The sequence below is a fragment of the Afipia sp. GW823-FHT06G09 genome, assembly GCF_058794875.1.
The window spans coordinates 685,521-711,544 of the sequence record NZ_JBXAHF010000004.1; the positions used below are offsets into that span (position 1 = coordinate 685,521).

The 26,024-nt window shown below is 61.3% G+C and carries 25 protein-coding genes and 1 tRNA gene; 12 read left to right on the forward strand and 14 right to left on the reverse strand.

Translation table 11 applies throughout. The features are described 5' to 3' along the window. Positions 1-3: 3 nt before the first annotated feature. From AC1Q67_RS20155 to AC1Q67_RS20180, 6 genes are all read right to left on the reverse strand, one after another. Positions 4-3,240, reverse strand: coding sequence for an efflux RND transporter permease subunit (locus AC1Q67_RS20155; protein ID WP_492236608.1), 3,237 nt, complete (start codon positions 3,238-3,240; stop codon positions 4-6). Positions 3,241-3,254: 14 nt separating this feature from the next. Beyond that, the gene (locus AC1Q67_RS20160; protein ID WP_492236607.1) at positions 3,255-4,448 is read right to left on the reverse strand and encodes an efflux RND transporter periplasmic adaptor subunit; all 1,194 of its coding nucleotides are present in this window, start codon (positions 4,446-4,448) and stop codon (positions 3,255-3,257) included. Between the two features lie 123 nt (positions 4,449-4,571). After that, positions 4,572-4,946 (reverse strand): ferrichrome ABC transporter substrate-binding protein, encoded by a 375-nt coding sequence (locus tag AC1Q67_RS20165; protein ID WP_492236606.1) that lies wholly within the window; start codon positions 4,944-4,946, stop codon positions 4,572-4,574. Positions 4,947-4,987: 41 nt separating this feature from the next. After that, complete coding sequence (locus AC1Q67_RS20170; protein WP_492236605.1) at positions 4,988-5,962, reverse strand: cation diffusion facilitator family transporter; 975 nt, start codon at positions 5,960-5,962, stop codon at positions 4,988-4,990. Positions 5,963-6,073: 111 nt separating this feature from the next. Further along, complete coding sequence (locus tag AC1Q67_RS20175; RefSeq protein WP_492236604.1) at positions 6,074-6,895, reverse strand: SGNH/GDSL hydrolase family protein; 822 nt, start codon at positions 6,893-6,895, stop codon at positions 6,074-6,076. Positions 6,896-7,149: 254 nt separating this feature from the next. Then, positions 7,150-7,800, reverse strand: coding sequence for a MarC family protein (locus AC1Q67_RS20180; protein ID WP_492236603.1), 651 nt, complete (start codon positions 7,798-7,800; stop codon positions 7,150-7,152). Positions 7,801-7,909: 109 nt separating this feature from the next. Here AC1Q67_RS20180 and AC1Q67_RS20185 point away from each other — a divergent pair, with 109 nt between their 5' ends. Then, positions 7,910-8,290, forward strand: a complete 381-nt coding sequence (locus AC1Q67_RS20185) for a hypothetical protein (RefSeq protein ID WP_492238165.1) — start codon at positions 7,910-7,912, stop codon at positions 8,288-8,290. A gap of 234 nt (positions 8,291-8,524) precedes the next feature. Here the strand turns inward: AC1Q67_RS20185 and AC1Q67_RS20190 are convergent, their stop codons facing one another. After that, positions 8,525-8,974 carry a VOC family protein gene (locus AC1Q67_RS20190; RefSeq protein ID WP_492236601.1) on the reverse strand — a complete coding sequence of 150 codons (450 nt, stop codon included), beginning with the start codon at positions 8,972-8,974 and terminating at the stop codon, positions 8,525-8,527. A 159-nt stretch (positions 8,975-9,133) separates the two neighbouring features. Between AC1Q67_RS20190 and AC1Q67_RS20195 the strand changes: the two genes are divergently transcribed. From AC1Q67_RS20195 to AC1Q67_RS20215, 5 genes are all read left to right on the forward strand, one after another. Then, a complete protein-coding gene (locus AC1Q67_RS20195; protein WP_492237151.1) occupies positions 9,134-9,337 on the forward strand; it encodes a hypothetical protein in 204 nt (67 codons plus the stop codon). A gap of 104 nt (positions 9,338-9,441) precedes the next feature. Next, the gene (locus tag AC1Q67_RS20200) at positions 9,442-9,729 is read left to right on the forward strand and encodes a hypothetical protein (protein ID WP_492236599.1); all 288 of its coding nucleotides are present in this window, start codon (positions 9,442-9,444) and stop codon (positions 9,727-9,729) included. Between the two features lie 67 nt (positions 9,730-9,796). Beyond that, entirely contained in the window at positions 9,797-10,558 is a 762-nt protein-coding gene (locus AC1Q67_RS20205; RefSeq protein WP_492236598.1) for an SIR2 family NAD-dependent protein deacylase, read from the forward strand. Positions 10,559-10,771: 213 nt separating this feature from the next. Beyond that, the gene (locus AC1Q67_RS20210; protein WP_024577867.1) at positions 10,772-11,434 is read left to right on the forward strand and encodes a cold-shock protein; all 663 of its coding nucleotides are present in this window, start codon (positions 10,772-10,774) and stop codon (positions 11,432-11,434) included. A gap of 112 nt (positions 11,435-11,546) precedes the next feature. After that, positions 11,547-12,038, forward strand: coding sequence for a DUF192 domain-containing protein (locus tag AC1Q67_RS20215; protein ID WP_492236597.1), 492 nt, complete (start codon positions 11,547-11,549; stop codon positions 12,036-12,038). Between the two features lie 60 nt (positions 12,039-12,098). On the opposite strand, the gene AC1Q67_RS20220 is transcribed toward AC1Q67_RS20215, so the two are convergent. Together AC1Q67_RS20220 and AC1Q67_RS20225 are read right to left on the reverse strand one after the other, a co-directional pair. After that, positions 12,099-12,175 (reverse strand) — tRNA-Pro (locus AC1Q67_RS20220). A 102-nt stretch (positions 12,176-12,277) separates the two neighbouring features. Next, positions 12,278-13,456, reverse strand: a complete 1,179-nt coding sequence (locus AC1Q67_RS20225; protein ID WP_492236596.1) for an OpgC domain-containing protein — start codon at positions 13,454-13,456, stop codon at positions 12,278-12,280. 231 nt (positions 13,457-13,687) lie between these two features. Here AC1Q67_RS20225 and AC1Q67_RS20230 point away from each other — a divergent pair, with 231 nt between their 5' ends. The 5 genes from AC1Q67_RS20230 (at position 13,688) to AC1Q67_RS20250 (ending at position 19,598) form a co-directional block, all read left to right on the forward strand. Continuing rightward, positions 13,688-13,993, forward strand: coding sequence for an ETC complex I subunit (locus tag AC1Q67_RS20230; RefSeq protein WP_006020476.1), 306 nt, complete (start codon positions 13,688-13,690; stop codon positions 13,991-13,993). 272 nt (positions 13,994-14,265) lie between these two features. Then, a complete protein-coding gene (locus AC1Q67_RS20235; RefSeq protein WP_492236595.1) occupies positions 14,266-15,870 on the forward strand; it encodes a carboxyl transferase domain-containing protein in 1,605 nt (534 codons plus the stop codon). A gap of 16 nt (positions 15,871-15,886) precedes the next feature. Continuing rightward, the gene (locus AC1Q67_RS20240) at positions 15,887-16,666 is read left to right on the forward strand and encodes an enoyl-CoA hydratase/isomerase family protein (protein ID WP_492236594.1); all 780 of its coding nucleotides are present in this window, start codon (positions 15,887-15,889) and stop codon (positions 16,664-16,666) included. Between the two features lie 4 nt (positions 16,667-16,670). Continuing rightward, a complete protein-coding gene (locus AC1Q67_RS20245; RefSeq protein ID WP_492236593.1) occupies positions 16,671-18,686 on the forward strand; it encodes an acetyl/propionyl/methylcrotonyl-CoA carboxylase subunit alpha in 2,016 nt (671 codons plus the stop codon). Positions 18,687-18,695: 9 nt separating this feature from the next. Beyond that, on the forward strand, positions 18,696-19,598 hold the full coding sequence (locus tag AC1Q67_RS20250; protein ID WP_492236592.1) for a hydroxymethylglutaryl-CoA lyase: 903 nt from the start codon (positions 18,696-18,698) through the stop codon (positions 19,596-19,598). A gap of 36 nt (positions 19,599-19,634) precedes the next feature. Here the strand turns inward: AC1Q67_RS20250 and AC1Q67_RS20255 are convergent, their stop codons facing one another. Both AC1Q67_RS20255 and AC1Q67_RS20260 read right to left on the reverse strand, forming a co-directional pair. Then, a complete protein-coding gene (locus AC1Q67_RS20255) occupies positions 19,635-20,756 on the reverse strand; it encodes a DUF5938 domain-containing protein (protein ID WP_492236591.1) in 1,122 nt (373 codons plus the stop codon). Between the two features lie 50 nt (positions 20,757-20,806). Next, positions 20,807-21,610, reverse strand: a complete 804-nt coding sequence (locus tag AC1Q67_RS20260; protein WP_492236590.1) for an SDR family NAD(P)-dependent oxidoreductase — start codon at positions 21,608-21,610, stop codon at positions 20,807-20,809. 496 nt (positions 21,611-22,106) lie between these two features. On the opposite strand from AC1Q67_RS20260, the gene AC1Q67_RS20265 reads away from it, so the two are divergent. Continuing rightward, a complete protein-coding gene (locus tag AC1Q67_RS20265) occupies positions 22,107-22,871 on the forward strand; it encodes a TetR/AcrR family transcriptional regulator (RefSeq protein WP_492236589.1) in 765 nt (254 codons plus the stop codon). Here the strand turns inward: AC1Q67_RS20265 and AC1Q67_RS20270 are convergent. From AC1Q67_RS20270 to dctP, 3 genes are read right to left on the reverse strand one after another with little or no spacing between them, the layout of a single operon-like run. Beyond that, a complete protein-coding gene (locus AC1Q67_RS20270) occupies positions 22,868-24,226 on the reverse strand; it encodes a TRAP transporter large permease (protein WP_492236588.1) in 1,359 nt (452 codons plus the stop codon). The genes AC1Q67_RS20265 and AC1Q67_RS20270 overlap by 4 nt on opposite strands. Next, positions 24,223-24,777, reverse strand: coding sequence for a TRAP transporter small permease (locus AC1Q67_RS20275; protein WP_492236587.1), 555 nt, complete (start codon positions 24,775-24,777; stop codon positions 24,223-24,225). The genes AC1Q67_RS20270 and AC1Q67_RS20275 overlap by 4 nt, the downstream gene beginning before the upstream one ends. Continuing rightward, a complete protein-coding gene (gene dctP / locus AC1Q67_RS20280; protein WP_492236586.1) occupies positions 24,774-25,784 on the reverse strand; it encodes a TRAP transporter substrate-binding protein DctP in 1,011 nt (336 codons plus the stop codon). The genes AC1Q67_RS20275 and dctP overlap by 4 nt, the downstream gene beginning before the upstream one ends. Positions 25,785-26,024: the final 240 nt, after the last annotated feature.

A 26,024-nucleotide genomic window follows, 5' to 3' on the forward strand; every position in this document is an offset into this window, starting at 1 on the left:
GTATTAGCCACGCAATGGTTCGACTCCGGTTTGCGTTGGGGCTGATGTTGTCTCCAGCTCAGCAGCCGCTGGCTTACGTCCAAACAAAACATAGAGTGCCGGCAGGACGAACAGCGTCAGCAGCGTCGCGCTGATAAGACCGCCAATCACGACGGTTGCTATCGGCCTTTGCACTTCCGCGCCGGTCCCGGTGGCCAGCGCCATCGGCACAAAGCCGAGCGACGCCACCAGCGCCGTCATGGCGACGGGCCGCAAGCGGGTGAGGGCGCCCTCGAAGATCGCTTCGGCTTTCTCCTGCCCCTTGGCCATCAATTGCTTGATGTGACCAAGCATCACCAGCCCGTTGAGGACGGCAACGCCCGACAGGGCAATGAAACCGACCGCCGCGGAGACCGAGAACGGAATCCCCCGCAGCCAAAGGGCAACAACACCGCCTGTCAGGGCGAGGGGGACAGCGCTGAAGACGATGAGAGCGTCCCGCGCTGTTCCGAGCGCACCCATCAGCAGCAGGAAGATCAGGACGAAGCATCCCGGCACGACGAACGAGAGCCGCTGGCGTGCGGCTGCAAGATTTTCGAATTGGCCGCCCCAGGACAGCCAGTAGCCGGGCGGCAACGCCACCTGAGTCTCGATTTGTGCCCGGGCGTCGTTCACGACCGCGGCAATATCGCGGTCCCGCACGTTGGCGGTGATGACGACCCGCCGCTTGCCGTTTTCGCGGCTGATCTGGTTCGGGCCTTCGCTGATCCTGAACGTCGCGAGTTGGCCCAGAGGGACAGTCGATGGAGTGAGGCCCGTCGGCGGGAGCGACACCGGCAGGTTCTTCAGTGCATCGAGATCGCCGCGGATGTATTCCGGCAGGCGGACCACGATCTCAAAGCTCCGGTCGCCTTCAAACAGAGCTCCGGCGCTTTGTCCGCCGATGGCCGTGCCGATCACATCCTGAACGGCGGTGAGACTGAGACCGCGCCGGGCGATCTCTGCCTTGTTGACGCTGATATCCAGCACGGAGAGGCCGCCGGCTTGCTCAACCTTGATATCGGTAGCGCCCCTGGTTTTCTGCAGGATGCTTGCGATCTGCCCCGCGCTGCGCAGCAGCGGCTCGAACTCATCGCCAAACACCTTGATCGCCAGATCGCCGCGCACCCCCGCCAGCAATTCGTTGAACCGCATCTGGATCGGCTGGGTGAATTCGTAGTTATTGCCGGGCAGTTCGCGCACCGCATCCTCGATCTGGTCAAGCAGAGCAGCCTTGCTCAGCGAGGGATCGGGCCACTGCTCCTTCGGCTTGAAGATGATGAAAGTATCGGACGCGTTGGGCGGCATTGGATCGGAGGCAATCTCGGCCGTTCCGGTTTTTGAGAAGACGTGAGACACCTGCGGAAACCGGCTGATCACCTTCTCGACGTCGAACTGCATTATCTGCGATTGCGTGAGGCTGGTGCTGGGAATGCGCAGCGCATGCATCGCGAGGTTCTTTTCATCCAGGATCGGGATGAATTCCTGACCGAGGCGGAAAAACAACAGCAGCGCGCCCAGAAACAGAATTACGCCGGTCGCGATGGCGGCGAGGGGCCGGTTGATGGTGCGTTTCAGGAGCGGCGCGTAGGAGGACTTGAGGCGGCGCACTGCAAGGTTATCGGCTTCCTTCACCCGGCCTGTAACAGCGATGGCGATGAGTGCCGGAACGAACGTGAGGGAAAGAACGAAAGCTGACACGAGCGCAAGGATGACGGTCAGCGCCATCGGCTCGAACATCTTTCCTTCGACTCCACTGAACGTGAGCAGCGGAACATAGACCAGGATGATGATCGCCTGGCCGTAGACCGTAGGTCCGATCATTTCCCCTGCCGCGGCTTTCACCGTCGCGAGGCGCTTGGACAGCGTCAGTGTCCGGCCGGTTTCGGTTTGCTTTTCCGCCAGATGCCGCAGCGTATTTTCGGTGATGATGACTGCGCCGTCGACGATCAGGCCGAAATCGAGGGCGCCGAGGCTCATCAGGTTGGCGCTGATCCGGCCCTGCAGCATTCCGGTCGCGGTCATCAGCATGGCAAGCGGGATCACCAGCGCAGCGATCAGCGCGGCGCGGAAGTTGCCGAGAAGCAGGAACAGCACGGCGATAACAAGCAGGGCGCCTTCGCCGAGGTTCTTCGCGACCGTGGTGACGGTTGCATCGACCAGCTGGGTCCGGTTCAGCACGGTCTCGACGGTCACGCCAGCCGGGAGGCTACGGCGGATATCCTGCATTCTTGCGTCGACTGCGGCGGCGACGGTCCGGCTGTTGCTGCCGATCAGCATCAGCGCAGTTCCGATCACGGCTTCGTTTCCGTTGCGGCTGGCGCTGCCGGTCCGGATTTCGCCGCCGATTGCGACCTGGGCGACGTCGCGGACCTTCACCGGCACTGCGCCGCGTGTGATGATCGTTACATCGCCGATATCTGCAAGGCTCTCCAGACGGCCGCCGGCGCGGACCGCAATTCCTTCGCCGTTGCGATCGATGGTACTGGCGCCGCGGCTGATGTTGTTGGCTTCGATGGCGCGAACGACATCGCCGAACGAAAGCCCGAGCGAAATCAGCTTCGCGGGATCTGGCTTCACCTGATACTGCTTGATGTATCCGCCGATGGCGTCGACACCGGCGACGCCCGGAACGCTTCGGATCTGCGGCCGGATGATCCAGTCCTGTACCGTGCGCAGATATGCGCCGCGTTCGACATCGGTTTTGAGACGCTCGCCTTCCGCCGTCAGGAACGAGCCGTCGTTCTGCCAGCCGGTCTTGCCGCTGCTGCCGGCATTTGGCGCGAGGGAAACCGTCCACATGTAGATTTCGCCGAGGCCGGTCGAGATCGGGCCCATCTTTGGATCGGCGCCGGGCGGCAGGCTCGCTCGTAGTTCGATCAGCCGCTCGTTGATCTGCTGCCGGGCGAAGTAGATGTCGGTTTTCTCACGGAAGATCGCGGTGACCTGTGAAAAGCCGTTACGCGACAGGGAACGGGTGCTTTCCAGCCCGGCAATCCCGGCCAGCGCGGTCTCGATCCGGAATGTGACCTGCTTTTCGATTTCCACCGGCGAAAGCGCGGGAGCGGTCGTGTTGATCTGCACCTGCTTGTTGGTGATGTCCGGCACGGCATCGACGGGCAAATGCAGCAGCGACCAGGCACCCCATGCAACAAAGCTGATGCTGATAAGGACGACGATCCAGCGATGCCGGATGGACAGACCGAGAATGCGACTGATCATGTGTGCGGTCCGGCCTAATGCGCGTGCGAAGCTTCGCCGCGGCCGAGATCGGCCTTCAGGACGAAGGTGTTGGAGGTGGCGATGGGGTCTCGGGCGGCGAGGCCGGACGTCACTTCGAACGAACGGCTGTCTTCCCGCCCTATGACGATCTTGCGTGGCTCGAAGCCGGTTGATGTGCGGACAAACACGGCGCTCTGGCCGTCCACGCTCTGTACAGCGGTTTTCGGCACCACCACGTCGGCCTTCACCTGCTGAAACGGAATTTCCGCGGTCACAAACATCCCCGGCCGCAGGACGTGCGCAGGGTTATCGACCGACGCCACCACGCGCGCCAGACGCGTGTCCTTGTCCAGCAGCGGGCTCACGAACATGATGTTCGCGGGCAAAGGATCAGTCTCAGGGCCGATCCCGATGGTGATTTTCTGGCCCTCGCTGACTGCCGCAAGATCGGCGGATGCAAGTGCAAGCTCGGCCCACACCACGCTCGAATCCACGATCACAAACAGTTCGCTTTCCTGGCCTTCACGGCCGACCAGAGATCCGAGGTCGACGCGGCGTTCGGCGATCCGGCCGCTCATCGGTGCGCGCAGTTCCTGCAGTCTGAGGTTTTCGACAGGCTGCTGGGGCAACGCCGCGATCTGGTCACTGGTCAGACCCAGCGCGAACAGCTTCTGGCGGGCAACGTCGTACCTGATCCGGACATCCTCAAACGCGGTCTTCGCGCGCAGGAAGTCGTTTTCGCTGCTGACCTTGGACTCGAACAGGCTCTTCGAGCGAGTGAACAGGGTGTCCTGAAGGTCGAAGGCAACGCGCGCCGCAAGGTATTGGCTCTTGGCGTCGGCCACCTCCCGGCTTTCGATGATGGCGAGAACATCGCCCTCGCGCACGGTGTCACCGAGCCGCTTGCGCACCTCGGCGACGGTGCCGAGCAATCGGACCGCGACCTTGGCGATGCGGTCGCCGCTCGGCACGATCGCACCCGGCACGACGATGCGCTTGCTCAGGAGTCCGCTGCGCGCTTCCTGAACACCAAAGTTTCCCGCTGCGACCTGACGCTCGGTGAGCTTTATACCGGCATCGTCGTGTTCGACGGCCTGTTCCTGAGCAGCCGGTTTCTCCGGCTTCTCGTGTGCGTAGGTCAGCGCCGGGCAAAGCGCCGCGATCACGCATGTCGCGCTTGCCGCAGCAAGTAGTTTCAGACTGGTCATTGGTATGTTCCCGCGCACGATTGACTCGTGCCGTCGTCATTTCCGAGAAATGATGTGAGCAGGCCGTCGCGCAGCTATGAGGCTGCGGTCATGCCGAACGGGCCTTGGTGGCCGCGTTGGTGCTCAGGCGCGGGGTGGTTTGAAAAGGGGCAGGCCAGCGAGGGACGCCAGCATTTGTTCCTGGCCGGCAGGCGGTGCCTGATGGTCTATGTCAGACGGAAGCAGCACGGCAAAGGCGGGTTGCGCCGTTACATGGCTCAGGCAATGGCCGCAGTGAGCGGGCAATTTGTGGTCCGGCCCATCGGTCGGGGTCGTGCCGTCGAAATCCATCGCGAGGACGGTTGCATTCGAACCGGCAATCGCAAGGTCACCTGCGCTCAATTCGCCCGTGCAATGAAACAATGACGCGAGCAGGCCCAATACGAGCGCAACAACAAGGGAAAGACGGCGCCGCTGTCCGCTGTTGAATCCTGCGTCGATGCTGGCACCGCTTGTCATGTCGTATCAGTAGATTCTCTGTCGGGCCTTTTCAAGGCCGGTTAAATGGCGCTTTCCGGGGCGAGTGTGCATGCCGTGACCGCGCTGGTCACGATCTGGATCGTGGTGTGCTGGATACCGAAGGTCTCTTTCAGATGGGCTGAGGCCTGAATCAGAAAAGCATCGCCCGGATATCCCGAGGGCATCACCAGATGACAGGTCAATGCAGACTCGGTCGTGCTCATCGGCCAGATGTGCAGGTCGCAAACCTCGGTCACGCCCGGACGCTGTTCGAGGTACTGACGAACCGCGAGGGGATCGATCCCTGACGGGACTGCGCCGAGTGACATTGCCGTGCTGTCGCGCAGCAGGCCCCACGTGCCCCAGATGATGACGGCAACGATCGCAAGGCTCGTTACCGCGTCGATCCACTGCCAGCCCGTGATCATGATGATCAGTGCAGCGACGACAACGCCGGCCGATACGGCGGCGTCTGCGGCCATGTGCAGATAGGCGCCTTGAATATTCAGATCGCTCTTGCGGCCGGAGGCGAACAGCAGAGCGGTAAATCCGTTGATGCCGATTCCGATGGCCGCGACAATCATCACGGTCATCTCGGCCACGGGTTCGGGATTGAACAGGCGCAACACGGCCTGCCAGCCGATCGCGCCGACGGCGATCAGCAGGAAGACGGCATTGAACAGCGCCGCCAGGATCGACGACCCGCGCAGGCCGTAAGTGTAACGCTCTGAGGGCGGCCGCTTGGAGAGAATGACCGCGATCCAGGCGACGATCAGCCCCAGTACATCGGACAGGTTATGTCCGGCGTCGGCGATCAGTGCCGTCGAGTTGCTGGCGTAGCCGTAGACCGCTTCGACGATAATGAAGATGGTGTTGAGCGTAATTCCGATCGCAAAGGCCGGTCCGAAATTCGCGGGCGCGTGGACGTGCCCGCCATGCCCATGACCACGTCCGTGGTCATGCCCCTGATGCTGATGATCAGCATGGTCGTGCGCGGCATCGTGCGAATGCGTCATGCGGTTCTCATACAGGCTGAACCTTGAAAGGTTCAGTTGCTGCATGCGATATGCGTCATCCGGAAACCGGATACTATCACATTCGAGAAATTATAAGGTGGCTCTCAGCCGTTATTGAAAAGGCCGCACACCGGCGACGGAGCGGGATCGCGCGACCGTGGCCGTGATATTCTCGGCAAGCAGGCGGGCGAGGCAGGAATAGCCCCAATCGTTCATATGCAGGCCGTCGGCGGAAATGAACCGGTCGAACGCAATGGCCTGATCTTCATGCCAGTGGCGCATCGCCACGAAACGCCTGAACACCGGAACGTGCGTCTGCTTGGCGACATACGCGATAAGTCCGACCATCTCGCTGACGGCGGGCTTTGCATTCACGCGCGGCGCAAACTGCGGATCGATCAGCAGCACATCTGCGCCGGTTTTCTTGATCCGGGTAATGCCGGCCTGCAACAGATTGCCCGTCTCGGGGATGTTGCCGTCACGAAGAACGGTATTGGTGCCGAGTTGCCAGATCACAAGATCCGGCTTGGGTGCGAGGACCGCATCCATCCGCCCCATCATCGAGGCGGTGTCCTCGCCATTGACGCCCTGATTGATGACGGTGATGGGCGTATCCGGAAACCGTTGACGCAGTTCGCGCTCGAGACGGCTCGGATAGGAAAACGCGGCTGAACTTGCGCCCGCGCCACCGGTCGATGACGAGCCGACGGCGATAATGGTCACAGGCTCATGGGCATCCAGCTTCTTCGCCAGGCGGGCGATGGGCGCGTCGAGCTGTGCAAGCGATTTGGACTGCACACAGGGCTGGGTCTTGAAGACGCTGTTGAGATCGTCGGAGATGGGCACGCTGGCGCCAGTCGTCGCCTGTTCGGCATGAGATGCGACAGGGGACACCGCAAGAGCAGACAGGCCAAGCGCAAACGCGCTGACCATCGCCGCGATTGTTGAGGCGGTTTTACGACCGTGAATAAGGCGAGGCATCAATGACAGACCCTGGCGTGGCGGCCATCCGAGGGCCTGCATCGCTTAAGACCTAGCGAAAATTACCGTCATATTCAATGCACCGTTCGCAGGGAGGGAACTCATGCTTAATTGAAATCTCTCGCGAAATTGGTCTTTGGGCGCGATTTCTGCTTGCTGCGTTGCACAAATGCGTGAGCGCGTGAAGAACGCGCTGGGCGGGCGGATCAGACGACCCTGCTGAGCAACGCGCTCACCCCATTCCAGATGATCTGGATGCCGATGCAGAGCAGGATGAAAGCTGAAAGCCGCATCACGACGTTCGTGCCGCGCGTGCCCAGAAACATGATGATGCGATCGGCAAACCGGTAGCAAACAAAGATCGTGAGAGCGATGGCGGCAAGGCCTGCCACCGCAGCGCCGCCGAGGATCGCCAGTTGGGTGAAATCCGCCGTCGGTGTCGGACGCTGACTCCCGAGCGTGACCGCAACGGAGATCGATCCGGGGCCGACCGTCAGCGGCATGGTCAGCGGATAGAACGCGTCGATCGCGGGACCCGTGTCGACCTTTGCGCGATCCGGATCGGCATCTTCCGGCGCATGCAGCATCTGCCAGCCGAACGCCGCCACCACCAGCCCGCCGGCGATACGGACCACGGGCAGGGTGATCCCGAAGAACTCGAGAACATGCGATCCTATGAACAGCGACCCGAGCAGAAGAAAGAAACTGTTTCGCGCGACGTTCAGCGCAAGGACGCTGCGTTCGGCCGTGGTCCGCCCGCGCGTCATGCGCAGGAACAGGGGAGCGCTGCCGACGGGATTGACGATCGGAAAAAGCGCGGCATAAACCAGCAGGAATGCGTTGACGACGTTTTGCAAGATGCCCGTCCTGACAGTACCCGGTCAGCGATTTCGAACAGAGATCGCGGATTCTTGCAACTCAAGACGTCGCTTGGCTGGGGACCGGACGGGCAGGATTGCTCATGAAATGCTCGTCTCGGGTAGCCGGCCTTGCTACCGTCTTGCGAGAATTAACAACGGCCGAGTCATGCGCAAACAGATCCTGATTTTTATGACGATTATGGCAGGGAGTCTGTCGTCAGCGGTCTATGCTGAGCCGGTCCCGATCGCCTGTACGATCCTGCCGGGAGAGCAGTCGGCCAGCGTGTTGCTGACCAACCCGTTCAACTACACCGCGTCGTGCCAGGCGAACTGCAAATTCTCGACGGCCGTCTATGACGACAACCCGCAGATCATTTGCGCAAAGCCAGTGCCTGCCGGCAAGCAAATCGAGATGTGTATTCTGAAAGCTGCGGGCAACAAGCTCGTCAAGCTTGTCGAGGCGACGGGCGATTGCAGAAAGCCCTGAACCGCAGGCGCGGACCCAAAGAGTCCGTGACGTGAAAGCCCTGCTTTGCGCAGGGACTTTCTGTCGAAGTCAGATCAGTCTATCTGCCGAAGAAAAGCCAGAGCAGGATGATCACAGGGATTGGCACGCCCAGCAGCCACAACAAGATTCCGCGTCCCATTTTTTCCTCCATGCATTAATCAATGTCATGGAGAACGTGACTGCGATGCTCTTGTTCCGAAAATAAACCAGTGCCTACCAATGCCCGGTGTTGGGCATTGAAGTCCACGGCTCCTTTGGCGCGAGGGCGTCGCCCTTCTGCAAAAGCTCGATGGAGTGAAGATCGGGTGAGCGAATGAAGGCCATCTGACCGTCACGCGGGGGACGATTGATGGTAATGCCGAGTTTCATCAGCCGCTCGCAGGTCGCGTAGATGTCGTCGACTTCATAGGCGAGATGGCCGAAATAGCGATCCTCGCCGTAGGTCTCCTCGTCCCAGTTGTAGGTCAGTTCGACAAGCGGCGCGCCGCGTCCCTTGACCTGCTTCAGCAGGTTCTCGTCTTCGCTCGCGCACAGGAAGACCAGCGTAAATCGGCCTTTTTCGCTTTCCGTCCGGCGGACTTCCTTGAGGCCCAGCGCGTCTCTGTAGAACTTGAGAGCGACATCGAGATTGCGGACGCGCAGCATGGTGTGCAGATAACGCATGTTTCCTATCCTTCTTCGGGCATCGCCAGAGTCGTTTAAATCGCGACGATCAGATAGCAGCAAAACGGGCTGGAGGGCAGGTGTTGTTGCGGGAACCTTTTTGCCGCGTCGCCGTTATCTCTCGGAATTGATCGGAAGAGGGAGGCGTTCTTGGAAGAAGTGGTCGATCGGATTATCCATACGTTCGGTATGATGCGTAACCTCGACGAAGAAGAATTGAAGGAAGCCCGCGAAAGCGTCGACAGCTATATTGAAACGCTTTCTTCTGCCGGAGAGACCGATCCGCAGCGTCTGACGGTGTGTGGTCTGACATTTCTCCGCAATCGCCATGAAGAACCATCTGCAAAATTTACCGGCTGCTGAGTGCTGACACCTCGCTGCGGTATGACAGTGGATAAGAAACCGCGTCATCTGGCGAGGTGCAGACCTTCTTGGTACCTCCGTGAGTCAATCAATCGGGGAAGACCATGCAAAAGGTAGATTTGGATTCGATGTCGATCGACGATCTGGCGGCGCTGCGCGATCAGGCGAGCGAAAAGCTCGCCGACAAGATCGCGGTGCGCCAGCGTGAACTCGCTGCAGAGATGGAAAAGCTCGCTGCCCTGGGCAAGACCGCCAAGGCCGGCGCGCCCAAAAAGGATATGCGGGAAATCAAGGAAGCCCTGAAGCCTCAGGAAGCTTCCAGGCCTCAGGAAGCTTCCAGGCCGCAGGAAGCACCGAAGCCGCAGGCGCCGAAGGCGGACAAGGCAGCCTGAATTTCGCGATAGTTTGAAAAGGAATGGGGGCTTCGCGCCCCCATTTTTGTTGGGTTATACTGATACGATGATTGCATCCGATCTTCGCAGTGGAATCGACATGCTCGGCGACATGATCGCCGAAGCCCGGACGATTGTGCCGTTCACCGGCGCGGGTATCTCCACCGAAAGCGGCATTCCCGATTTCCGCTCGCCGGGCGGGCTTTGGACACGCAATCGTCCGATCCCGTTCGGCGAGTTCGTTGCCAGCCAGGACGCAAGGGACGAGGCCTGGCGCCGCCGATTCGCGATGGAGCCGAGCTTCGCTGCGGCCAAGCCCAGCCGCGGGCACCGTGCGCTGGCGTCGCTGTACAAGGCCGGAAAGGTTCCGGCGATCGTTACGCAGAACATCGATAACCTGCATCAGGTGTCGGGATTTTCCGCCGAGCATGTCGTCGAGCTGCATGGCAACACCACCTACGCGCGCTGCATCGGATGTGGACAGCGGTTCGAGATTCCCTGGGTCAAGGAACGTTTCGAGGAAGAAGGCATTGCGCCTTCATGCACGACGTGCGGTGAGCCCGTGAAATCGGCGACGATTTCGTTCGGCCAGTCGATGCCGGAAGATGAAATGCGCCGCGCGACGGAACTGGCGCAGCATTGCGACCTGTTCCTTGCAATCGGATCGTCGCTGGTGGTGTGGCCTGCCGCCGGTTTCCCGCTGATGGCCCGCAATTGCGGGGCCAAACTCGTGATCATCAACAACGAGCCGACGGATCAGGATGACGTTGCCGATCTGGTGATCCGTCACGATATCGGCGAGACCCTTGGGCCGTTCGTCGGCCATTGACCCCATCAGTGATTCGCTGCCCTTCAAGGCTGTTCATAGGTCACTGCTGATTTGTTTTTTGTCTTTCAGCCCTGTTCCGGAGTGTTATCGTTAAATCAAGGATTCGCCTTGGTTCATTTTGATTCGTCACGATGGGGTAACGCGAAACGTCCTTGCATATCGTACTTGGTCATGTCGTTGACTGACCTAAGATTTGTTTGAGGTCCGGGGGTCATGGGTTCGGACGGATTTGAGTCCAAGAAGGCAGGCGGTCAACCGATCGGGACGGGGCCCGACAGGTTTGCTCCCAGCGAGCTGGCTGCCTCAGCCGAGCGGAATTTCGCCGCCGACTCCTTCGCGGCTGCGGATGGCGCGGCCGTCAATCTCGTCGAGATTTCCGGCGTCATCAAATGGTTCGATGCCTCGAAGGGCTACGGCTTCATCGTTCCCGATAACGGCTGGCCCGACGTGCTGCTGCACGTCACCGTCCTGCGCCGCGACGGCTATCAGACCGCCTATGAAGGCGCGCGTCTTGTCGTCGAATGCGTGCAGCGTCAGAAGGGTTATCAGGCCTTCCGCATCGTCTCGATGGACGAGTCGACCGCCATCCATCCGGCGCAGATGCTCCCGGCGCGGACACACGTCAGCGTCACTCCGACCAGCGGGCTGGAGCGGGCGCAGGTCAAATGGTTCAACCGGCTTCGGGGCTTCGGCTTCCTGACCTGCGGCGAAGGGACGCCGGATATCTTCGTGCATATGGAAACGCTGCGCCGCTACGGGATGACCGAACTGCGCCCCGGCCAGTATGTGCTGGTCAGGTTCGGGCCTGGTTCCAAGGGCATGATGGCGGCTGAGATCCAGCCGGAAACCGGCGCACCCGGACTGTCGTCGCACTGAGCTGACGCAACCACATCCGCGTGATCTTCCAGTGAGGCCAGACCTGTGTCTGGCCTTTGCCATGTTTGGCGGGCTAGGGTACCTGCACATCTGGTTCTGGATACTGCCGCGCATGCTGTTCGTTCGTTCGCCGAAACTCCCCCACATCAAGCTGAATATCCGGGCGGTCATCGCCGCAGCCGTGACATGGTTTGCCCTCGCGGCCGCCACTGCGTCCGCCGCCGAAATGCAGCCGCTGGAGATCGTCACCAAGTCGGGCGTGCACGTGTTCACCGTCGAAATGGCCAAGACCGAGCAGGAGCGCGCCACGGGGCTGATGTATCGCAAGGAGTTGCCCGAGGGGCGGGGAATGCTGTTCGACTTTTCCCCTGAACAGCCGGTCTCGATGTGGATGAAGAACACCTTCATTCCGCTCGATATGATCTTCATCCGCAGCGACGGCCGGATTCTGCGGATCGCCGAGAATACCGAACCGCATTCCGAGAAGATTATTTCGTCCGGAGGGCTGGCGAAGGGCGTGCTGGAGGTGATCGGAGGGACAGCCCGGAAATACGGAATTCAGCCCGGCGACCGTGTGGCGCATCCGTTGTTCGGAACCCGCTGAGGCTAGGCTGTCGGCGCGAAATCGCGCGACCAAGAAGCGTAATAAAATCAATTTGTTATTTGGTCGGGGCAGGAGGATTCGAACCTCCGACCTGCGGTACCCAAAACCGCCGCGCTACCAGGCTACGCTATACCCCGAGAGGGCAGTCGATACACGCTTCGCATGGCTCCAGCAAGGCAGAACGGCATTTCGCGGGCGGTTAAACCGCCCCCGGCCAATTTGCCCGCCGTATGGTCAAATCAGGCCCCCGGTGCTGCCGAAGTCTGGACCCCAGGCGCTTTCGCAGGTGCCGACCGCGCCGATGGCTTGTCCTGTTTCTTTGACCAGCTTCCGTAGTAGGCGACGGCGGTCAGGATCGCGACACCCACGATGCTGACGCCGAGTTGCGCCCAGACCGTGCCCCAGCTCAGCATCAGCACGAAGTGCCCAACAAAGGAGAGGAAGATGCCGACGCAGAACACCTGCAGCGATTGCTGGCCGCACTTGATCACCGGCTCGGCCCATTTCGTCTCGAGCGGCCCCCAGTTTTTCGGAATAAAGCGCGTGATAAAGAACGCGATGACCACGAAATGGATGACGCGATACGGCGCCAGGAACGTCTTGTCGTTCGGATTGAAGGCGTCATAGAGCCACTTCGGAAACAGCGCGCCGAAGGATTCGAAGCGCCCGGCCATCGTCATGATCAGTGCAAAGATCAGATAGAGGGTCCCGGCGATCAGCAGCCATTGCGACTTGATCACCGAGCGGGATTCGTTGGCCCCGCCCAGTGCGAACCATGCGCCGAAGACGAACAGCAGTTGCCAGGTATACGGATTGAAGTACCACGAGCCGACCGGATAAGCCGAGAAATTCCAGCCGAACTGGCGTGCCGCGAAATACAACACCAGCGAAGCGATCATCACCAGGTCGGGCTTGCGCAGCATCAGCCACAGCACCGGCGGGAAGAAGCCCATCAGGATGATGTAGAGCGGCAGCACGTCCAGATTGACCGGCTTGAACCGCAGGATCAGACCCTGCGTCAGCGTCTGGATCGGATTTTCGACCAGACCGGCGACGTTGAACTCGTTGAGGATGTCCGGATCGGCGTAACGCAGCGCGACCCAGCCGATTGCCGCGATATAGATCACGAACAGAATGACGTGCGCGACGTAGAGTTGCCAGACGCGTTTCCACAGCCGGGTCGAGCCGACGATAAAGCCGCGATCGAGCATCATCTTCGCGTACACGAACGACGCCGTGTAGCCCGATATGAAGACGAACAAGTCGGCGGCGTCGCTGAACCCGTAATTGCGCGGGGTCGCCCAGTTGATGACGTTGTTCGGAATGTGGTCGAGAAAGATCCACCAGTTGGCGATGCCGCGGAAGAAATCGAGCCGGAGGTCGCGGCCCTTCTCGGGGAGTGTTGCCTGGATTTCCATGAGTACCGTTTCGTGATGCGATAGAACCAAATAACGCCAGCGGAACGCCTACCCGGACCCAAGCGGTCCGACATTGTCACCGCGTTTCGGACCGACTATACCAGAACCCGCCGAAAAAAGTCTTGTTCTGGGCAGTCATGCTCAGGATCTTGATGTTGGCCGGCATCCGAATCTCATGCTTTTTACCTATCCGATGCCACTAGTGATCAGGCGCAGGGACCCGTTAGCTCCATGACAGCAAGAATCTTCAAACCTGCTAAAAATGCGATGCAGTCCGGGTTTGCCAAGACCAAGGCATGGCAACTGGACTATGAGCCCGAGCAGCCGCGCGTGGTCGAGCCGCTGATGGGCTGGACGAGCTCCGGGGACATGAAGCAGCAGGTGACGCTGCATTTCCACACCAAGGAAGAGGCCGTCGCCTATTGCGAGCGGGAAGGCATTCCCTATCAGGTGCTGGAGCCGAAGGAATTGCAGCCGCGCGTGAAGGCCTACGCGGACAATTTCGCGTTCCGCCGCGTCGAGCCCTGGACGCATTAAATCTCGGCAAACTGTGAGCGCTTCAGCGGACCTTTGACCGCACGCGTCGGCTTGGGAATCGCCTGATCCGGCCCTCCGAAATTGCCCCGGCAAATGTCGGGGACATGACATTTCCTGATGTCGCTTTGCCTTATTGAGGGCGCCTGACCTCTGCAAGTACTCCGCGAAAGTTGTGGTTGCATTCAGCCGCCAAGCAGTGACACCTTGCGGGTCGAAGCCGTCCGGAATGGACGGAAGCAAGCAAGATCAAAACGTTACGCGGCGGGAAACAAATGGCACTTCGTTCCGGACTCGATCCCAAATCGTCCGATTTCACCCGCAATGCGGAAGTCATGCGCACTCTGGTCGCGGACCTTCGGGACAAGCTCTCGCAAGTTGCGGGCGGTGGCGGGGAGGCTTCGCGCGCCAAGCATACCGCGCGCGGCAAGATGCTGGCGCGTGACCGCGTCGACCTCCTGATCGATCCGGGCACGGCGTTCCTCGAATTCTCGCCGATGGCCGCCTACGGCCTCTATGGCGGCGGTGTGCATTCGGCCAGCATCGTGACCGGCATTGGCCGGGTCTCGGGCCGTGAATGCGTGATCGTCGCCAACGATGCGACCATCAGCGGCGGCACTTATTATCCGATGACCGTGAAAAAGCATCTGCGCGCGCAGGACATCGCGCGCCAGAACAATCTGCCGTGCATCTACATGGTCGATTCCGGCGGCGCGTTCTTGCCGCAGCAGGACGAGATATTCCCCGACGAGAAGCACTTCGGCCGGATCTTCTACAATCAGGCCAACATGTCCGCGCAGGGCATTCCGCAGATCGCCATTGTGATGGGATCGTGCACCGCCGGCGGCGCTTACGTTCCTGCGATGTCGGACGAGAGCATCATCGTGCGCAATCAGGGCACGATCTTCCTTGGAGGTCCTCCGCTGGTGAAGGCCGCGACCGGCGAGGTCGTCACGGCGGAAGAACTCGGCGGCGCTGACGTTCACAGCCGCCACTCCGGTGTGACCGACCACTATGCGCAGAACGACAGCCATGCCATCGGCATCGCACGCCGCATCGTCGGCAATCTCAATCCGGCGAAATCCTCAGCAGCTGGCCTGCGCGAACCGCGCGAGCCATTGTTCGAGCGCGAGGATATTTACGGTGTCGTTCCCGCGGATGCCCGCAAGCCGTTCGACGTGCGCGAGATCATCGCGCGGATCGTCGATGGTTCGGAGTTCGAGGAATTCAAGAAACTCTACGGCACCACGCTGGTGTGCGGCTTCGCTCACATCTGGGGCTATCCGGTCGGCATCATCGCCAACAACGGCATTCTGTTCAGCGAGAGTTCGCTGAAGGGTGCGCATTTCATCGAACTGTGCTGCCAGCGCGGCATCCCGCTGCTGTTCCTGCAGAACATCACCGGCTTCATGGTCGGCAAGAAATACGAGGCGGGCGGTATCGCCCGCGACGGCGCGAAGCTTGTAACTGCCGTCGCAACCGCCTCGGTGCCGAAGTTCACCGTGGTGATCGGTGGCTCTTACGGCGCGGGCAACTACGGCATGTGCGGCCGCGCTTATAGCCCACGTTTCCTTTGGATGTGGCCGAATGCCCGCATCTCGGTGATGGGCGGCGAGCAGGCGTCGATGGTGCTGAGCCAGCTCCGGCGCGATAACATCGAGGCCAAGGGCGGCTCATGGTCGGCCAAGGAAGAAGATGCGTTCCGTGCGCCGATCCGCGAACAGTACGAAACGCAGGGCCATCCGTATTACGCCACGGCGCGGCTGTGGGACGACGGCGTGATCGATCCTGCCGATACGCGGCTTGTACTCGGGCTCGGACTGTCCGCCGCCGCCAACGCTCCGATCGAGCCGCCGAAGTTCGGCGTGTTCAGAATGTGATGCGGGGCGCAAAACAATGACCGATCTTGTCCGCATCGAGCGCGATCAGGACGTGGCACGCGTCACGCTGAATCGTCCCGAACTGAACAATGCCCTCAATCGAACCCTGATCGAGGCGCTGCGCACTGCGTTTGAGAGCATCGCTTCCGATCGCTCGATTGCGACGATGGTGCTCGCAGGCGAGGGCAAGAGCCTTTGCGCCGGTGCCGATATCAGCGCGATGCGCGAGGCCGGCACCTATACGCGCGAAGAAAATATCGCGGACGCCATGCCGCTGGTGCGAATGTTGTCCGCGCTCGACAGGATGCCCCAGACCACCATCGGCCGGGTGCAGGGACCGATCTATGGCGGCGGCGTCGGCGTTGTGTCCGCTTGCGACATTGCCGTCGGGACGTCGAGCGCAACATTCTGCCTGTCCGAGGTTCGTCTCGGGATCGTGCCGGGCATGATCAGTCCTTATGTGCTGCGCGCCATCGGCGAACGCACCGCGCGGCGTTATTTCCAGACCGCCGAAGTATTCGATGCGAAGGAAGCAATGCGGATCGGCCTCCTGCATGAGGTCGTCGAACCCGACGCGCTGGACGAGCGCATCGGCAAGCTGCTCAAGCAGTTGAAGTCTGCCGCACCCGGCGCGCGCGCCATCGCGAAAAAGCTCGCAGGTGACATCGCGGGCCGCGCTATCGACGACGCGCTGATGAATGAGACGGCGCAGTTGATCGCCGATGTGCGCGCCAAACCCGAGGCTCGTGAGGGCCTTTCGGCATTTCTTGAAAAGCGCAAGGCATCGTGGAGTTGATCTGATGAACGCAAAAACTCCCGCTGCGCTTTACCGCCGCTTCAACACATTGCTGATCGCCAATCGCGGCGAGATCGCCTGCCGTGTGATCCGCACCGCGCGAGCCATGGGACTGCGCACCGTCGCGGTCTATTCGGAAGCCGACGCCGACGCCGTGCATGTCGCCATGGCCGACGATGCCGTGCTGCTCGGCCCGGCACGGGCGCGCGACAGCTATCTGAATGTCGATCGCATTATCGAGGCGGCGAAGAAGACCGGCGCCGAAGCGGTCCATCCGGGTTACGGTTTCCTCTCTGAGAACGCCGACTTCGCGCGCCGCTGTGCCGCCGAGGGCATCGTGTTCGTCGGCCCGACCGCCGAAATGATGGAAGCGATGGGGTCGAAGTCCGGCTCCAAGGCGCTGATGGAAAAGGCGGGCGTGCCGCTGGTGCCCGGCTATCACGGCGAAGCGCAGGACGAGAAAACGCTGTCCGATGCCGCTGCGAAGATCGGTTATCCGGTTCTGGCGAAGGCATCAGCAGGCGGCGGCGGACGCGGCATGCGCATCGTCCGCAGCGCGGATGAACTGGCGTCGGCGATCGTCAGCGCCAAACGCGAAGCGCTGGCGGCCTTCGGCGACGACCGGATGCTGATCGAGAAGTTCGTCCAGAATCCGCGCCATATCGAAGTGCAGATCATTGGCGACAGCCACGGCAATCTGATCTCGCTGTTCGAGCGCGAATGCACCCTGCAGCGCCGCCATCAGAAGGTGATCGAGGAAGCTCCGTCGCCGACGCTGAATGCAGCGCAGCGTGACGCGGTTTGTGCAGCCGCGCGCAAGGCCGCGGGTGCGGTGAACTATGTCGGCGCGGGCACCATCGAGTTCGTCTCCGATGGAAAGGAGACGTTCTTCATTGAAATGAATACGCGCCTTCAGGTGGAGCATCCGGTGACCGAACTGATCACCGGCGTCGATCTGGTCGAACTGCAGTTGCGCGTCGCTTTCGGTGAAAAGCTGCCGCTGGCGCAGGACCAGATCAGGCTGAACGGTCATGCCATTGAGGCGCGCGTCTACGCAGAGAACCCGAACAAGAACTTCATGCCGTCGGTGGGCCGCATCCGCACCTGGAATACGCCGGAGGAAGTCGACGGCCTTCGCATCGATGCGGGCTATGCCGAAGGCAAGACGGTCTCACCGAATTACGACGCGATGCTGGCCAAGGTCATCGCCTGGGCGCCGACGCGAGATCTGGCGATTTCGCGACTCAATCGCGGCCTGCAGGAAACCGACGTCCGCGGCATCGTCACGAACATCCCGTTTCTGTCTGCGCTGATCACGCATCCGGATGTGCGCGCCAACGCCATCGACACCAGCTTCATCGAGCGCGAACTGGCGAAGTTGACCCCGGCGGAAGCCGAACTGACTGATCTCGAACTTGGCGCTGCCGTCGCCGCGATCCTGCAAAGCGAAACGGCTGCCGCAGGGAATGACGTGACCTCGCCATGGCGGGCGGGAGCGGGCTGGGCCGCTGTCGCTGCGCGCCGACGCCGGTTTATGTTCCGGCAGGCGGATGGCACCGAGCGCAAGGTGTCGATGCGTTATGGTCAGGGCCCATCGACGCTGGCCATCGACGGACGGGTCGTCGCCTTCGCAAGTTCTGCATCGCCGCGCGGCGGCATCCATCTTGTGCTCGACGGCGTGAAACATCATGTGACTGGCCTGCTCGACGGCCACGAGGTCTATGTCCGCACCCGTAATGGACGCTTTGAAGTTCACTGGGTCGATCCGTTCGGCACTGAGGATGAGGAGCAGGCGGGTGCCGACCGTGTCGTGGCGCCGCTGCCCGGCACGGTCGTGGCGTTGCTGGTCGAAGAAGGCGCAGAGGTCGAGAAGGGCGCCGCGATCCTGACGCTGGAAGTGATGAAGATGGAGCAGACCCTGCGCGCGCCGTTCGCGGGCACCGTCAAGGCGCTCAAGTGCAAGGTTGGTGACATCGTCGCCGAAGGCGTCGAGCTCGCCGAGATCGAACCGAAGGCATAGACAGGTTTCATGAGCGATCAGGTCCGTATTGTCGAAGTCGGCCCGCGCGACGGGCTGCAAAACGAAAAGACGCCGGTCTCGGCCGAGGCACGGATCGCGTTCATTGAAAATCTGGTCAAGGCGGGGCTTCACACCATCGAGGTCGGCAGCTTCGTGTCGCCCAAAGCCATTCCGCAGATGGTCAATTCGGATCAGGTGCTGCGCGCCGTCGACCACCATCCCGGCCACGAATTCCATGTCCTCGTTCCCAATGAGAAGGGTTACGAGGCTGCGAAGGCGGCAGGTGCCAAGGTGATCGCCGTGTTCGCATCGGCCTCGGAAGGATTTTCCAAAGCCAACATCAACTGCACCGTTGCGGAATCGATCCAGCGCTTTGTCCCGGTGATCGAGCGTGCCAAGGCGGACGGCATCAAGGTGCGTGGCTATGTCTCCTGCGTGCTCGGCTGTCCCTATGACGGCGAAGTCAGCCCTTCGGCGGTTGTCGACGTGACGAAGAAGCTGTGGGATCTCGGCTGCTACGAGGTTTCGCTCGGCGACACCATCGGCGTCGGCACGCCGTCAAAGGCGCGGCAGTTGCTGCGCGCGGTCGCGACAGAAGTGCCGATGAAGAATCTCGGCATGCACTTCCACGACACCTATGGGCAGGCGCTCGCCAATCTCTACGCGGGCCTTGAAGAAGGCGCACGTGTGATCGATTCCGCAGCCGGCGGTCTCGGCGGTTGCCCCTATGCGCCCGGTGCGACGGGTAATGTCGCGACCGAGGATGTGGTCTACATGCTGGAAGGCATGGGCGTTGCGACCGGCGTGGACATGAAGCAGCTCGTGGCCGCGACCAACGACATCGCGCAGGTGCTGGGCAAAAAGCCAGTGAGCCGCGTTGCGTCGGCGCTCAACGCCAAGGCTCGCGGTTAGAAACCGAGGCGGCAAAGCCGCCCCGGTGTGCTCGTTTTATTGATGAACGGTCAGGATCGGATTCATCACAAGGCCGAAGCTGCGCAACTGGCCAAGCAATTCGCGATGACCGAAGGCCTGGCAGCCCGAAGCAAATCCAACCCTCTTCGGCGGCATCTGCAGCAACGAGAACGCGGCATAGGCCTGCAACATGCCGGTTTGCTTGTAGTTGCAGTTTCCGTGGATCACGCAATGCGCGCGGCCTAGCGGACCGGATGCGTAAACGGAATCGATCGAGGTGTTGATGCGCGGATTTTCGCGCGGCGGCATGCTGGCTTGCAGGCTCCCAGCGATTTCGGCCAGCGCCTTCTCCTGCTCGGCGGGCGGCAAAGGCTTGATCTTTTCCTTCACCATTTGCGTCGTTTGCACGACGCCTTCCATCACCGGACGGGCAAGAACGCCGCCGAGCACACGGCAGTTCGAGACACGCGGATCGTTCTTGAACCAGACCGGATGCGCGGTGCCTCCCCAAGGTACCGCGATCGCCGTCTCGTGCTGGCCGGGCACCACCACGTCCGCGCGGGCAGTGACATCCCATTCGACATACTTGTTTTGCTCCAGGTAATACCACTGCGCCTTGAGGATGGTGAAGATGGTCTGCGTCGAGGCGTAGGTTGGAAAACCCTTCCAGAAGACCTGGATGTCGAGGGTGTCGAGACCGGGCGTTTCGAGACAGATGTTCGCCGCGATCTCGCCGGTCGTGTACATCTGCGCGATATTCGGCGCGAGCAGCAGGCCTTTCTCGGCGAACTTCGCGCCCCAACGGTCCTGCGCCAGCATGACCCAGTCCTGTTCGCCTGTCGTATCGCTGTAATGGCAGCCGGCGGCCAGGCAGGCTTCGACGACTTCAGGAGCGTATTTGATAAAGGGGCCAACGATGTTGCTGACGAATTTGGCGCCTTCAAAGAGGCTGGTCAGCGCTTCGACAGTGTGCGCGACCTCGACGACCTCATAGTCCGCAGTCTCGATTCCGGGAATCTTCTCGACGACTGCCTGAACTCTCGCCTTGTCGCGCCCGGCGGCGATAAAGGGAATATTGTATTCCCGCAAATACTCACACACTAGGCGCCCGGTGTATCCGGAGACGCCATATACGACGACAGGTCTTTTCGTTGTCATGATGGATGTTTCCTCAATTTGTCCTTTGTGAAGTTCAACAGCGCGTGCCGTCACATGCCCATTCCGCCATCGACCGGCAGTCCCGCGCCGGTGATGAAGCGGGCGGCGTCGGAGCACAGGAAGACGGTTGCGTCCGCCATGTCAGGAATTTCGCCGAGACGGCCGAGCGGCGTCTGACCGACGACGTCGCCGATGGCTGCTTCGCCGCTGGGGTAAAGTCCCGCCGCGACGACGTCGCCTGCGAGTTGCATGCCCATGTCGGTCGGCACCAGGCCGGGATAAATGCAATTCACCCGCACGCCGTAACCCAGCTTGCCGGATTCCATCGCGCCGACACGAGTCATGCGATCGACCGCGGATTTGGTGGCGGAGTAACCGGCGATGCCGGGGAACGCGATGGTGGCCGCGACCGATGCGATGTTGACGATCGCGCCGCCTTTGCCTGCCGCGCCACCCGGGCGCATGGCGCGGAATGCGTGCTTCATGCCGAGCGCGGTACCGACAATGTTGACGTTGCACATGCGTTGCAGATCGTCGGCCTTGGCGTCCACCAGCAGCGAGGTGATTTCGATGCCTGCGTTGTTCACGAGGATATCGAATCCGCCGAGCTTGGAGATCGTCGCCGCCACGGCCGCGGCCCAGCTTGCATCGCCGGTGACATCGAGGGCGACAAAGTCGGCCTTGGCGCCGGCAGTGGAGAGTGCCTTTGCTGTCTGCTGGCCGAGGTCGATCAGCACGTCGCCGATCACGACAGAGGCTCCAGCCTTGGTCAGGGCTTCGGCCATGCCGGCGCCGAGACCGCGCGCGCCGCCGGTCACCAGCGCCTTGCGTCCGGTCAGATTGAATACGCTCATGTGGTTTCCTCCGGGTTGTTTGTTGAGCAGGCAAGCCGCCGCCATTCGTCAGCGGGGTCGCTGCCGTTCAGTCGTTCTGAAGTGAGAAAAGCGCTGTCGTGACGGCAGCGATTGCTACCGTCGTGGTCAGGCGTTCCGCATTGTCGCGGTGATATCCGGCAATGTTTTCGGGAGCAGGAGGGTGCCGAAGGCCTGGCTGGCGACAGGACCGACGGACCGTTTGCAGATGCCTGCAAGCCGCATTTTATCCTCCCTGATGTTGTCCTCGCGTCCCTCTTGGTGGGGAACAATGCGATCAGAGGCTCGTCTTTGACAGTTGTCAAGAAAATTTATACAGTCGTCAAGAAAATGCTGGTCAGATGTCCAGTGCATCTTTCTTGTGCTGCACCGTCCGCAGTTCCGGGCTCGCGAAGATTTTTGACGGATGAACAACAGACCTTGATCTGATGCGATCCGGTGTTATCCCTGAGGCGGGGATTTGAAAGGCTGAGAAACAATGGCTCCGGCCACGATCGAAAAAGTTGACCGCATCAACGGGCAGCGCGTCGACAAGTTTGCCGAACGACGCGCGGAACTGGCGCAGGCTGCATTGCAGACGCTGTCAGAGCTCGGATATGCGAAGACCAGTCTGCGCGAGATCGCGCAAAACTCGATCTTCTCGCATGGCGTGCTGCACTACTATTTCAAGGACAAGGTCGACCTCATGATGTGCTGCGTCCGCCATTACAAGGCGGTATGCGTCACGCGTTATGACGAGGTTGTCGCGGGCGCGGCAACCTACGACGAACTGCTTGAGGGATTTCTGGCCGCATTGAGCGAGACCGTGCGCAATGACGCGCAGATGCACCGGCTCTGGTACGATCTGCGCTCGCAGTCACTGTTCGAGGAAGAATTCCGGGCCGACGTTCTGGAAATCGACAAGAGTCTGGAGGCCATGATCTGGCGGATCATGAGCCGGTTTGCGGAACTGACCGGTGAACCCCAGCAGATGACGCCGGCGGTGCTGTACGCCGTTTTCGACGGCCTGTTCCAGCAATGCCTGCTCAAGCATCTGGCTGGCGATGCGGATGCCATTGCGCAGATGCAGGCGGATGTCCGCGCGGTTCTGGCGCGGTTTGCGAAAAAACCGGCCACGCCGGTCAAGGCCGTCAAAGCCAAGCCTGCCAAAGCCAAGTCTGCCCGAGCGAAGACGGGTGCCGTGAACCGGAAAATCTCCCAGCCTTCAAAGCGCGCGACAGCAGGCGGCCGCGCCCGCGCCTAACGAACCGACTCCGGCCCCATCACCAGATCCGGCAGCCATGTCGAGATGCCGGGGAAGACGCACAGCAGTACCACGGCGAAGAACATCAGCAGCACGAACGGCAGCGTGCCCCAGATGACTTCGCTCAGCGGGATGTCGGGCGCGACATTCCGGATGACGAAAATGTTCAGCCCCACCGGGGGATGAATCAGCCCCATCTCCATGACGATGGTCATGACGACACCGAACCAGATGATGTCGAATCCGGCGGCGCGCAGCGGCGGCAGAATGATCGGCGCGGTCATCAGGATGATCGACACCGGCGGCAGGAAGAAGCCGAGCACGATCACCATGCCGAGGATGGCTGCGAGCAGTTCCCACTTCGGCAGTTGCATCGCCACGATGGCGCTGGCGGCTGATTGCGAAATCGTCAGATAGCTCATGACATACGAGTAGAGCAGCGACATGCCGATGATCATCATCAGCATGGTGGACTCGCGGATCGTCGAGGTCAGGATCGGCGACAGGTCCGACGGTTTCCAGACATTGTAGATGACCGCGATCAGCAGCAGCGCCAGCAGCCCGCCGAGCCCGGCCGTTTCAGATGGCGTGGCATAGCCGCCATAGAGCGCGATCATCACCCCGGTCAGCAGGATGATGAACGGCAGCACGCGCGGCAACGCGTTGAAGCGCTCCGCCATGGTGAAATCGTCGTGGGCGAGGATCGGCGAATTCGCGCCGGTCGCTTCATACGCAACCTTGGCGGCGGCGTATTCCTTGCGGAAGCGGTACACGGCGTAGAAGCCGAAAAGCGAGACCAGCAGCAGTCCGGGGCCGATTCCGGCAAGGAACAGACGGCCGAGCGATTTTTCCGCGGCGACTGCGAACAGGATCATGGTGATCGATGGCGGCAGCAGAATGCCGAGCGTGCCGCCCGCTGCGATGATGCCGGCTGCGAAGCCGCCGGAATAGCCGCGCTTGCGCATTTCGGGAATGCCGGCCGAACCGATGGCCGAACAGGTCGCGGGTGACGATCCGGCCATGGCAGCAAACAGCGCGCAGGCGAAGACATTGGCCACGCCCAGGCCGCCTGGCACCTTGTGCAGCCACGCGTGCAGAGCGGAGTATAGATCCTGTCCTGCACGAGACTTGCCAATCGCCGCGCCCTTGAGGATGAACAGCGGGATCGAGAGCAGGGTAATGGAGGCCATCTCCTCGTAGACGTTCTGCGTCACCGTATCGAGCGATGCGGACGGCATGTAGATCGCCATGAACACGACGGCGACGGCGCCCAGCGCAAATGCGATCGGCATGCCGGAGAACATCGCGGCGAGGGTGGCAATCCCGTAGCTGATGCCAATACCAAGAACAGTCATGACCGCGGTGCCTTGCCGAAAGACGCGATGATCTGGAGCAGGATCTGGACGCACAGCAGCGTCATGCCTGCCGCCATCAGGACATACGGAATCGCGAGCGGCGGGCTCCACATCGAGTTGGAGACCTGACCATCCACCCACGCTTCATGAGCCAGCGTCCAGGATTTCCACGCGAAGAACGCGCAGAACGCGAGGCTTGCGATATCGACGAGGATCAGACGTATCCAGTTGGCGGTCGGCGACAGGATGCCGACAAAGGCTTCGATGCCGATATGCCCGCGCTGGCTTTGCACGAAAGCGGCGGTCATGAACGTCGCGCCGACCAGCAGGAAAACGGCGGCTTCGTCCTGCCAATAGGTCGCGCTGTGGAAGATGCTGCGCGTCAGGACGCTGTAGCTCAGGATCAGGCACGCCAGAATGAGCGCGACGGACGCCAGCACGACGATGACGCGATTGCACAGCGCCAAAGCACGCTCAAGCCCGGCCAGGAGCGGGTTGCTCGAGGCCGGGGTGACCAGCTCGCGCTGGTCTTCAACCGAGCCGTGCATCATGCGTCGGCCGCGAGCTTCATCAGGTTGGCGGAGGTCGCGGTCTTGCCCGAATAGTCCTTCCACGCGGTGTCCCGGGCGATGTCGCGCCATTTGCCGACGATCGCGGCGTCCATTGTGCTGACCTTGGCGCCAGCCTTCTCGTAGACCTTCGCCACCTCGATATCGTCAGCCTCGGCGCCCTTGCGGCCGAACGCTTCCATCTCGGCCCCGACTGTCAGGATGATGTCCTGCTGGTTTTTCGGCAGCTTGTCGAAGATCGCTTTCGACATCATCAGAGGTTCGAGCATGAACCAGTACGACTGGCCCGCGCCGGATGTCAGATGCTTGGCCACTTCCTCAAGCCGGAACGAGATCAGACTGGTCGATGATGTGATTCCGGCGTCGCAGGCGCCGGTCTGCATCGCCGCGTAGATTTCGTTCGACGGCACCGAGAGCACCGCCGCGCCGGCGGTCTGGAGCACCATGTCCATTTCGCGCGATCCGCCGCGCACCTTCAGGCCCTTGGCATCTTCCGGAGCAACAAGCGGCCGCGTCCGGCTGGCGACGCCGCCCGCTTGCCACACCCATGTGATGAGCATGATGCCCTTGTCGGCGAGGAAATCGGTGAGCGCCTTGCCCACGGGCTTGGTCTTCCATGCCAGTCCCTGATCGTAGCTCGACACCAGACCGGGCATCAGGCCGATGTTGGTCTCAGGCAGTTCGCCGCCGGCGTAGGGCAGGGGATAGAGGCTCATGTCGAGCGCGCCTTTGCGCATCGCCGAGAACTGGGCGTTGGTCTTGATGAGCGACGAGCCGGGATAGACCTCCGCGACGATTTCGCCGCCGCTGCGTTTGGATATCTCGGCGGCGAAGACACGAGTCAGCCGGTCGCGGAAGTCGCCCTTGTCGATGGTGCCGCCGGGAAACTGATGCGAGATCTTGAGGGTGGTTGCGGCTTGCGCAGGGCCGAAGCGGAGGATGGCGGGGGCGGCAAGCGTGGTCGCGAGAAGGTGGCGTCGCGTAAGCATGAAGTCTCTCCCTGGCGTCTTTTTGCTTTTCAGTCAGCGCTTTGCGCTGATTAGAGGCGTGCGTCATTCTGACCCAGTCGCCCGCGCAATGCTACCGTTGCTGCACCGCACTGATGTGCAAACGAGCCTATACTTTCGGCGCGTGCCACCGTGACGGCGGAAAAGTTCCGTGAACGTTTCAGGTCTGAAATTTATCTTCCGTCCGCAGGTAACGAAGCCGGCTTCTCATCGAAGACCCTG

Bases quoted from the DNA above. Each gene is read 5' to 3' on its own strand.
- AC1Q67_RS20155 (WP_492236608.1), bottom strand. From the start codon at position 3,240: ATGATCAGTCGCATTCTCGGTCTGTCCATCCGGCATCGCTGGATCGTC.
- AC1Q67_RS20160 (WP_492236607.1), bottom strand. From the start codon at position 4,448: ATGACCAGTCTGAAACTACTTGCTGCGGCAAGCGCGACATGCGTGATC.
- AC1Q67_RS20165 (WP_492236606.1), bottom strand. From the start codon at position 4,946: ATGACAAGCGGTGCCAGCATCGACGCAGGATTCAACAGCGGACAGCGG.
- AC1Q67_RS20170 (WP_492236605.1), bottom strand. From the start codon at position 5,962: ATGACGCATTCGCACGATGCCGCGCACGACCATGCTGATCATCAGCAT.
- AC1Q67_RS20175 (WP_492236604.1), bottom strand. From the start codon at position 6,895: ATGGTCAGCGCGTTTGCGCTTGGCCTGTCTGCTCTTGCGGTGTCCCCT.
- AC1Q67_RS20185 (WP_492238165.1), top strand. From the start codon at position 7,910: ATGCTCGTCTCGGGTAGCCGGCCTTGCTACCGTCTTGCGAGAATTAAC.
- AC1Q67_RS20190 (WP_492236601.1), bottom strand. From the start codon at position 8,974: ATGCGTTATCTGCACACCATGCTGCGCGTCCGCAATCTCGATGTCGCT.
- AC1Q67_RS20200 (WP_492236599.1), top strand. From the start codon at position 9,442: ATGCAAAAGGTAGATTTGGATTCGATGTCGATCGACGATCTGGCGGCG.
- AC1Q67_RS20205 (WP_492236598.1), top strand. From the start codon at position 9,797: ATGATTGCATCCGATCTTCGCAGTGGAATCGACATGCTCGGCGACATG.
- AC1Q67_RS20210 (WP_024577867.1), top strand. From the start codon at position 10,772: ATGGGTTCGGACGGATTTGAGTCCAAGAAGGCAGGCGGTCAACCGATC.
- AC1Q67_RS20215 (WP_492236597.1), top strand. From the start codon at position 11,547: ATGCTGTTCGTTCGTTCGCCGAAACTCCCCCACATCAAGCTGAATATC.
- AC1Q67_RS20225 (WP_492236596.1), bottom strand. From the start codon at position 13,456: ATGGAAATCCAGGCAACACTCCCCGAGAAGGGCCGCGACCTCCGGCTC.
- AC1Q67_RS20230 (WP_006020476.1), top strand. From the start codon at position 13,688: ATGACAGCAAGAATCTTCAAACCTGCTAAAAATGCGATGCAGTCCGGG.
- AC1Q67_RS20235 (WP_492236595.1), top strand. From the start codon at position 14,266: ATGGCACTTCGTTCCGGACTCGATCCCAAATCGTCCGATTTCACCCGC.
- AC1Q67_RS20240 (WP_492236594.1), top strand. From the start codon at position 15,887: ATGACCGATCTTGTCCGCATCGAGCGCGATCAGGACGTGGCACGCGTC.
- AC1Q67_RS20245 (WP_492236593.1), top strand. From the start codon at position 16,671: ATGAACGCAAAAACTCCCGCTGCGCTTTACCGCCGCTTCAACACATTG.
- AC1Q67_RS20250 (WP_492236592.1), top strand. From the start codon at position 18,696: ATGAGCGATCAGGTCCGTATTGTCGAAGTCGGCCCGCGCGACGGGCTG.
- AC1Q67_RS20255 (WP_492236591.1), bottom strand. From the start codon at position 20,756: ATGACAACGAAAAGACCTGTCGTCGTATATGGCGTCTCCGGATACACC.
- AC1Q67_RS20260 (WP_492236590.1), bottom strand. From the start codon at position 21,610: ATGAGCGTATTCAATCTGACCGGACGCAAGGCGCTGGTGACCGGCGGC.
- AC1Q67_RS20265 (WP_492236589.1), top strand. From the start codon at position 22,107: ATGGCTCCGGCCACGATCGAAAAAGTTGACCGCATCAACGGGCAGCGC.
- AC1Q67_RS20270 (WP_492236588.1), bottom strand. From the start codon at position 24,226: ATGACTGTTCTTGGTATTGGCATCAGCTACGGGATTGCCACCCTCGCC.
- AC1Q67_RS20275 (WP_492236587.1), bottom strand. From the start codon at position 24,777: ATGATGCACGGCTCGGTTGAAGACCAGCGCGAGCTGGTCACCCCGGCC.
- dctP (WP_492236586.1), bottom strand. From the start codon at position 25,784: ATGCTTACGCGACGCCACCTTCTCGCGACCACGCTTGCCGCCCCCGCC.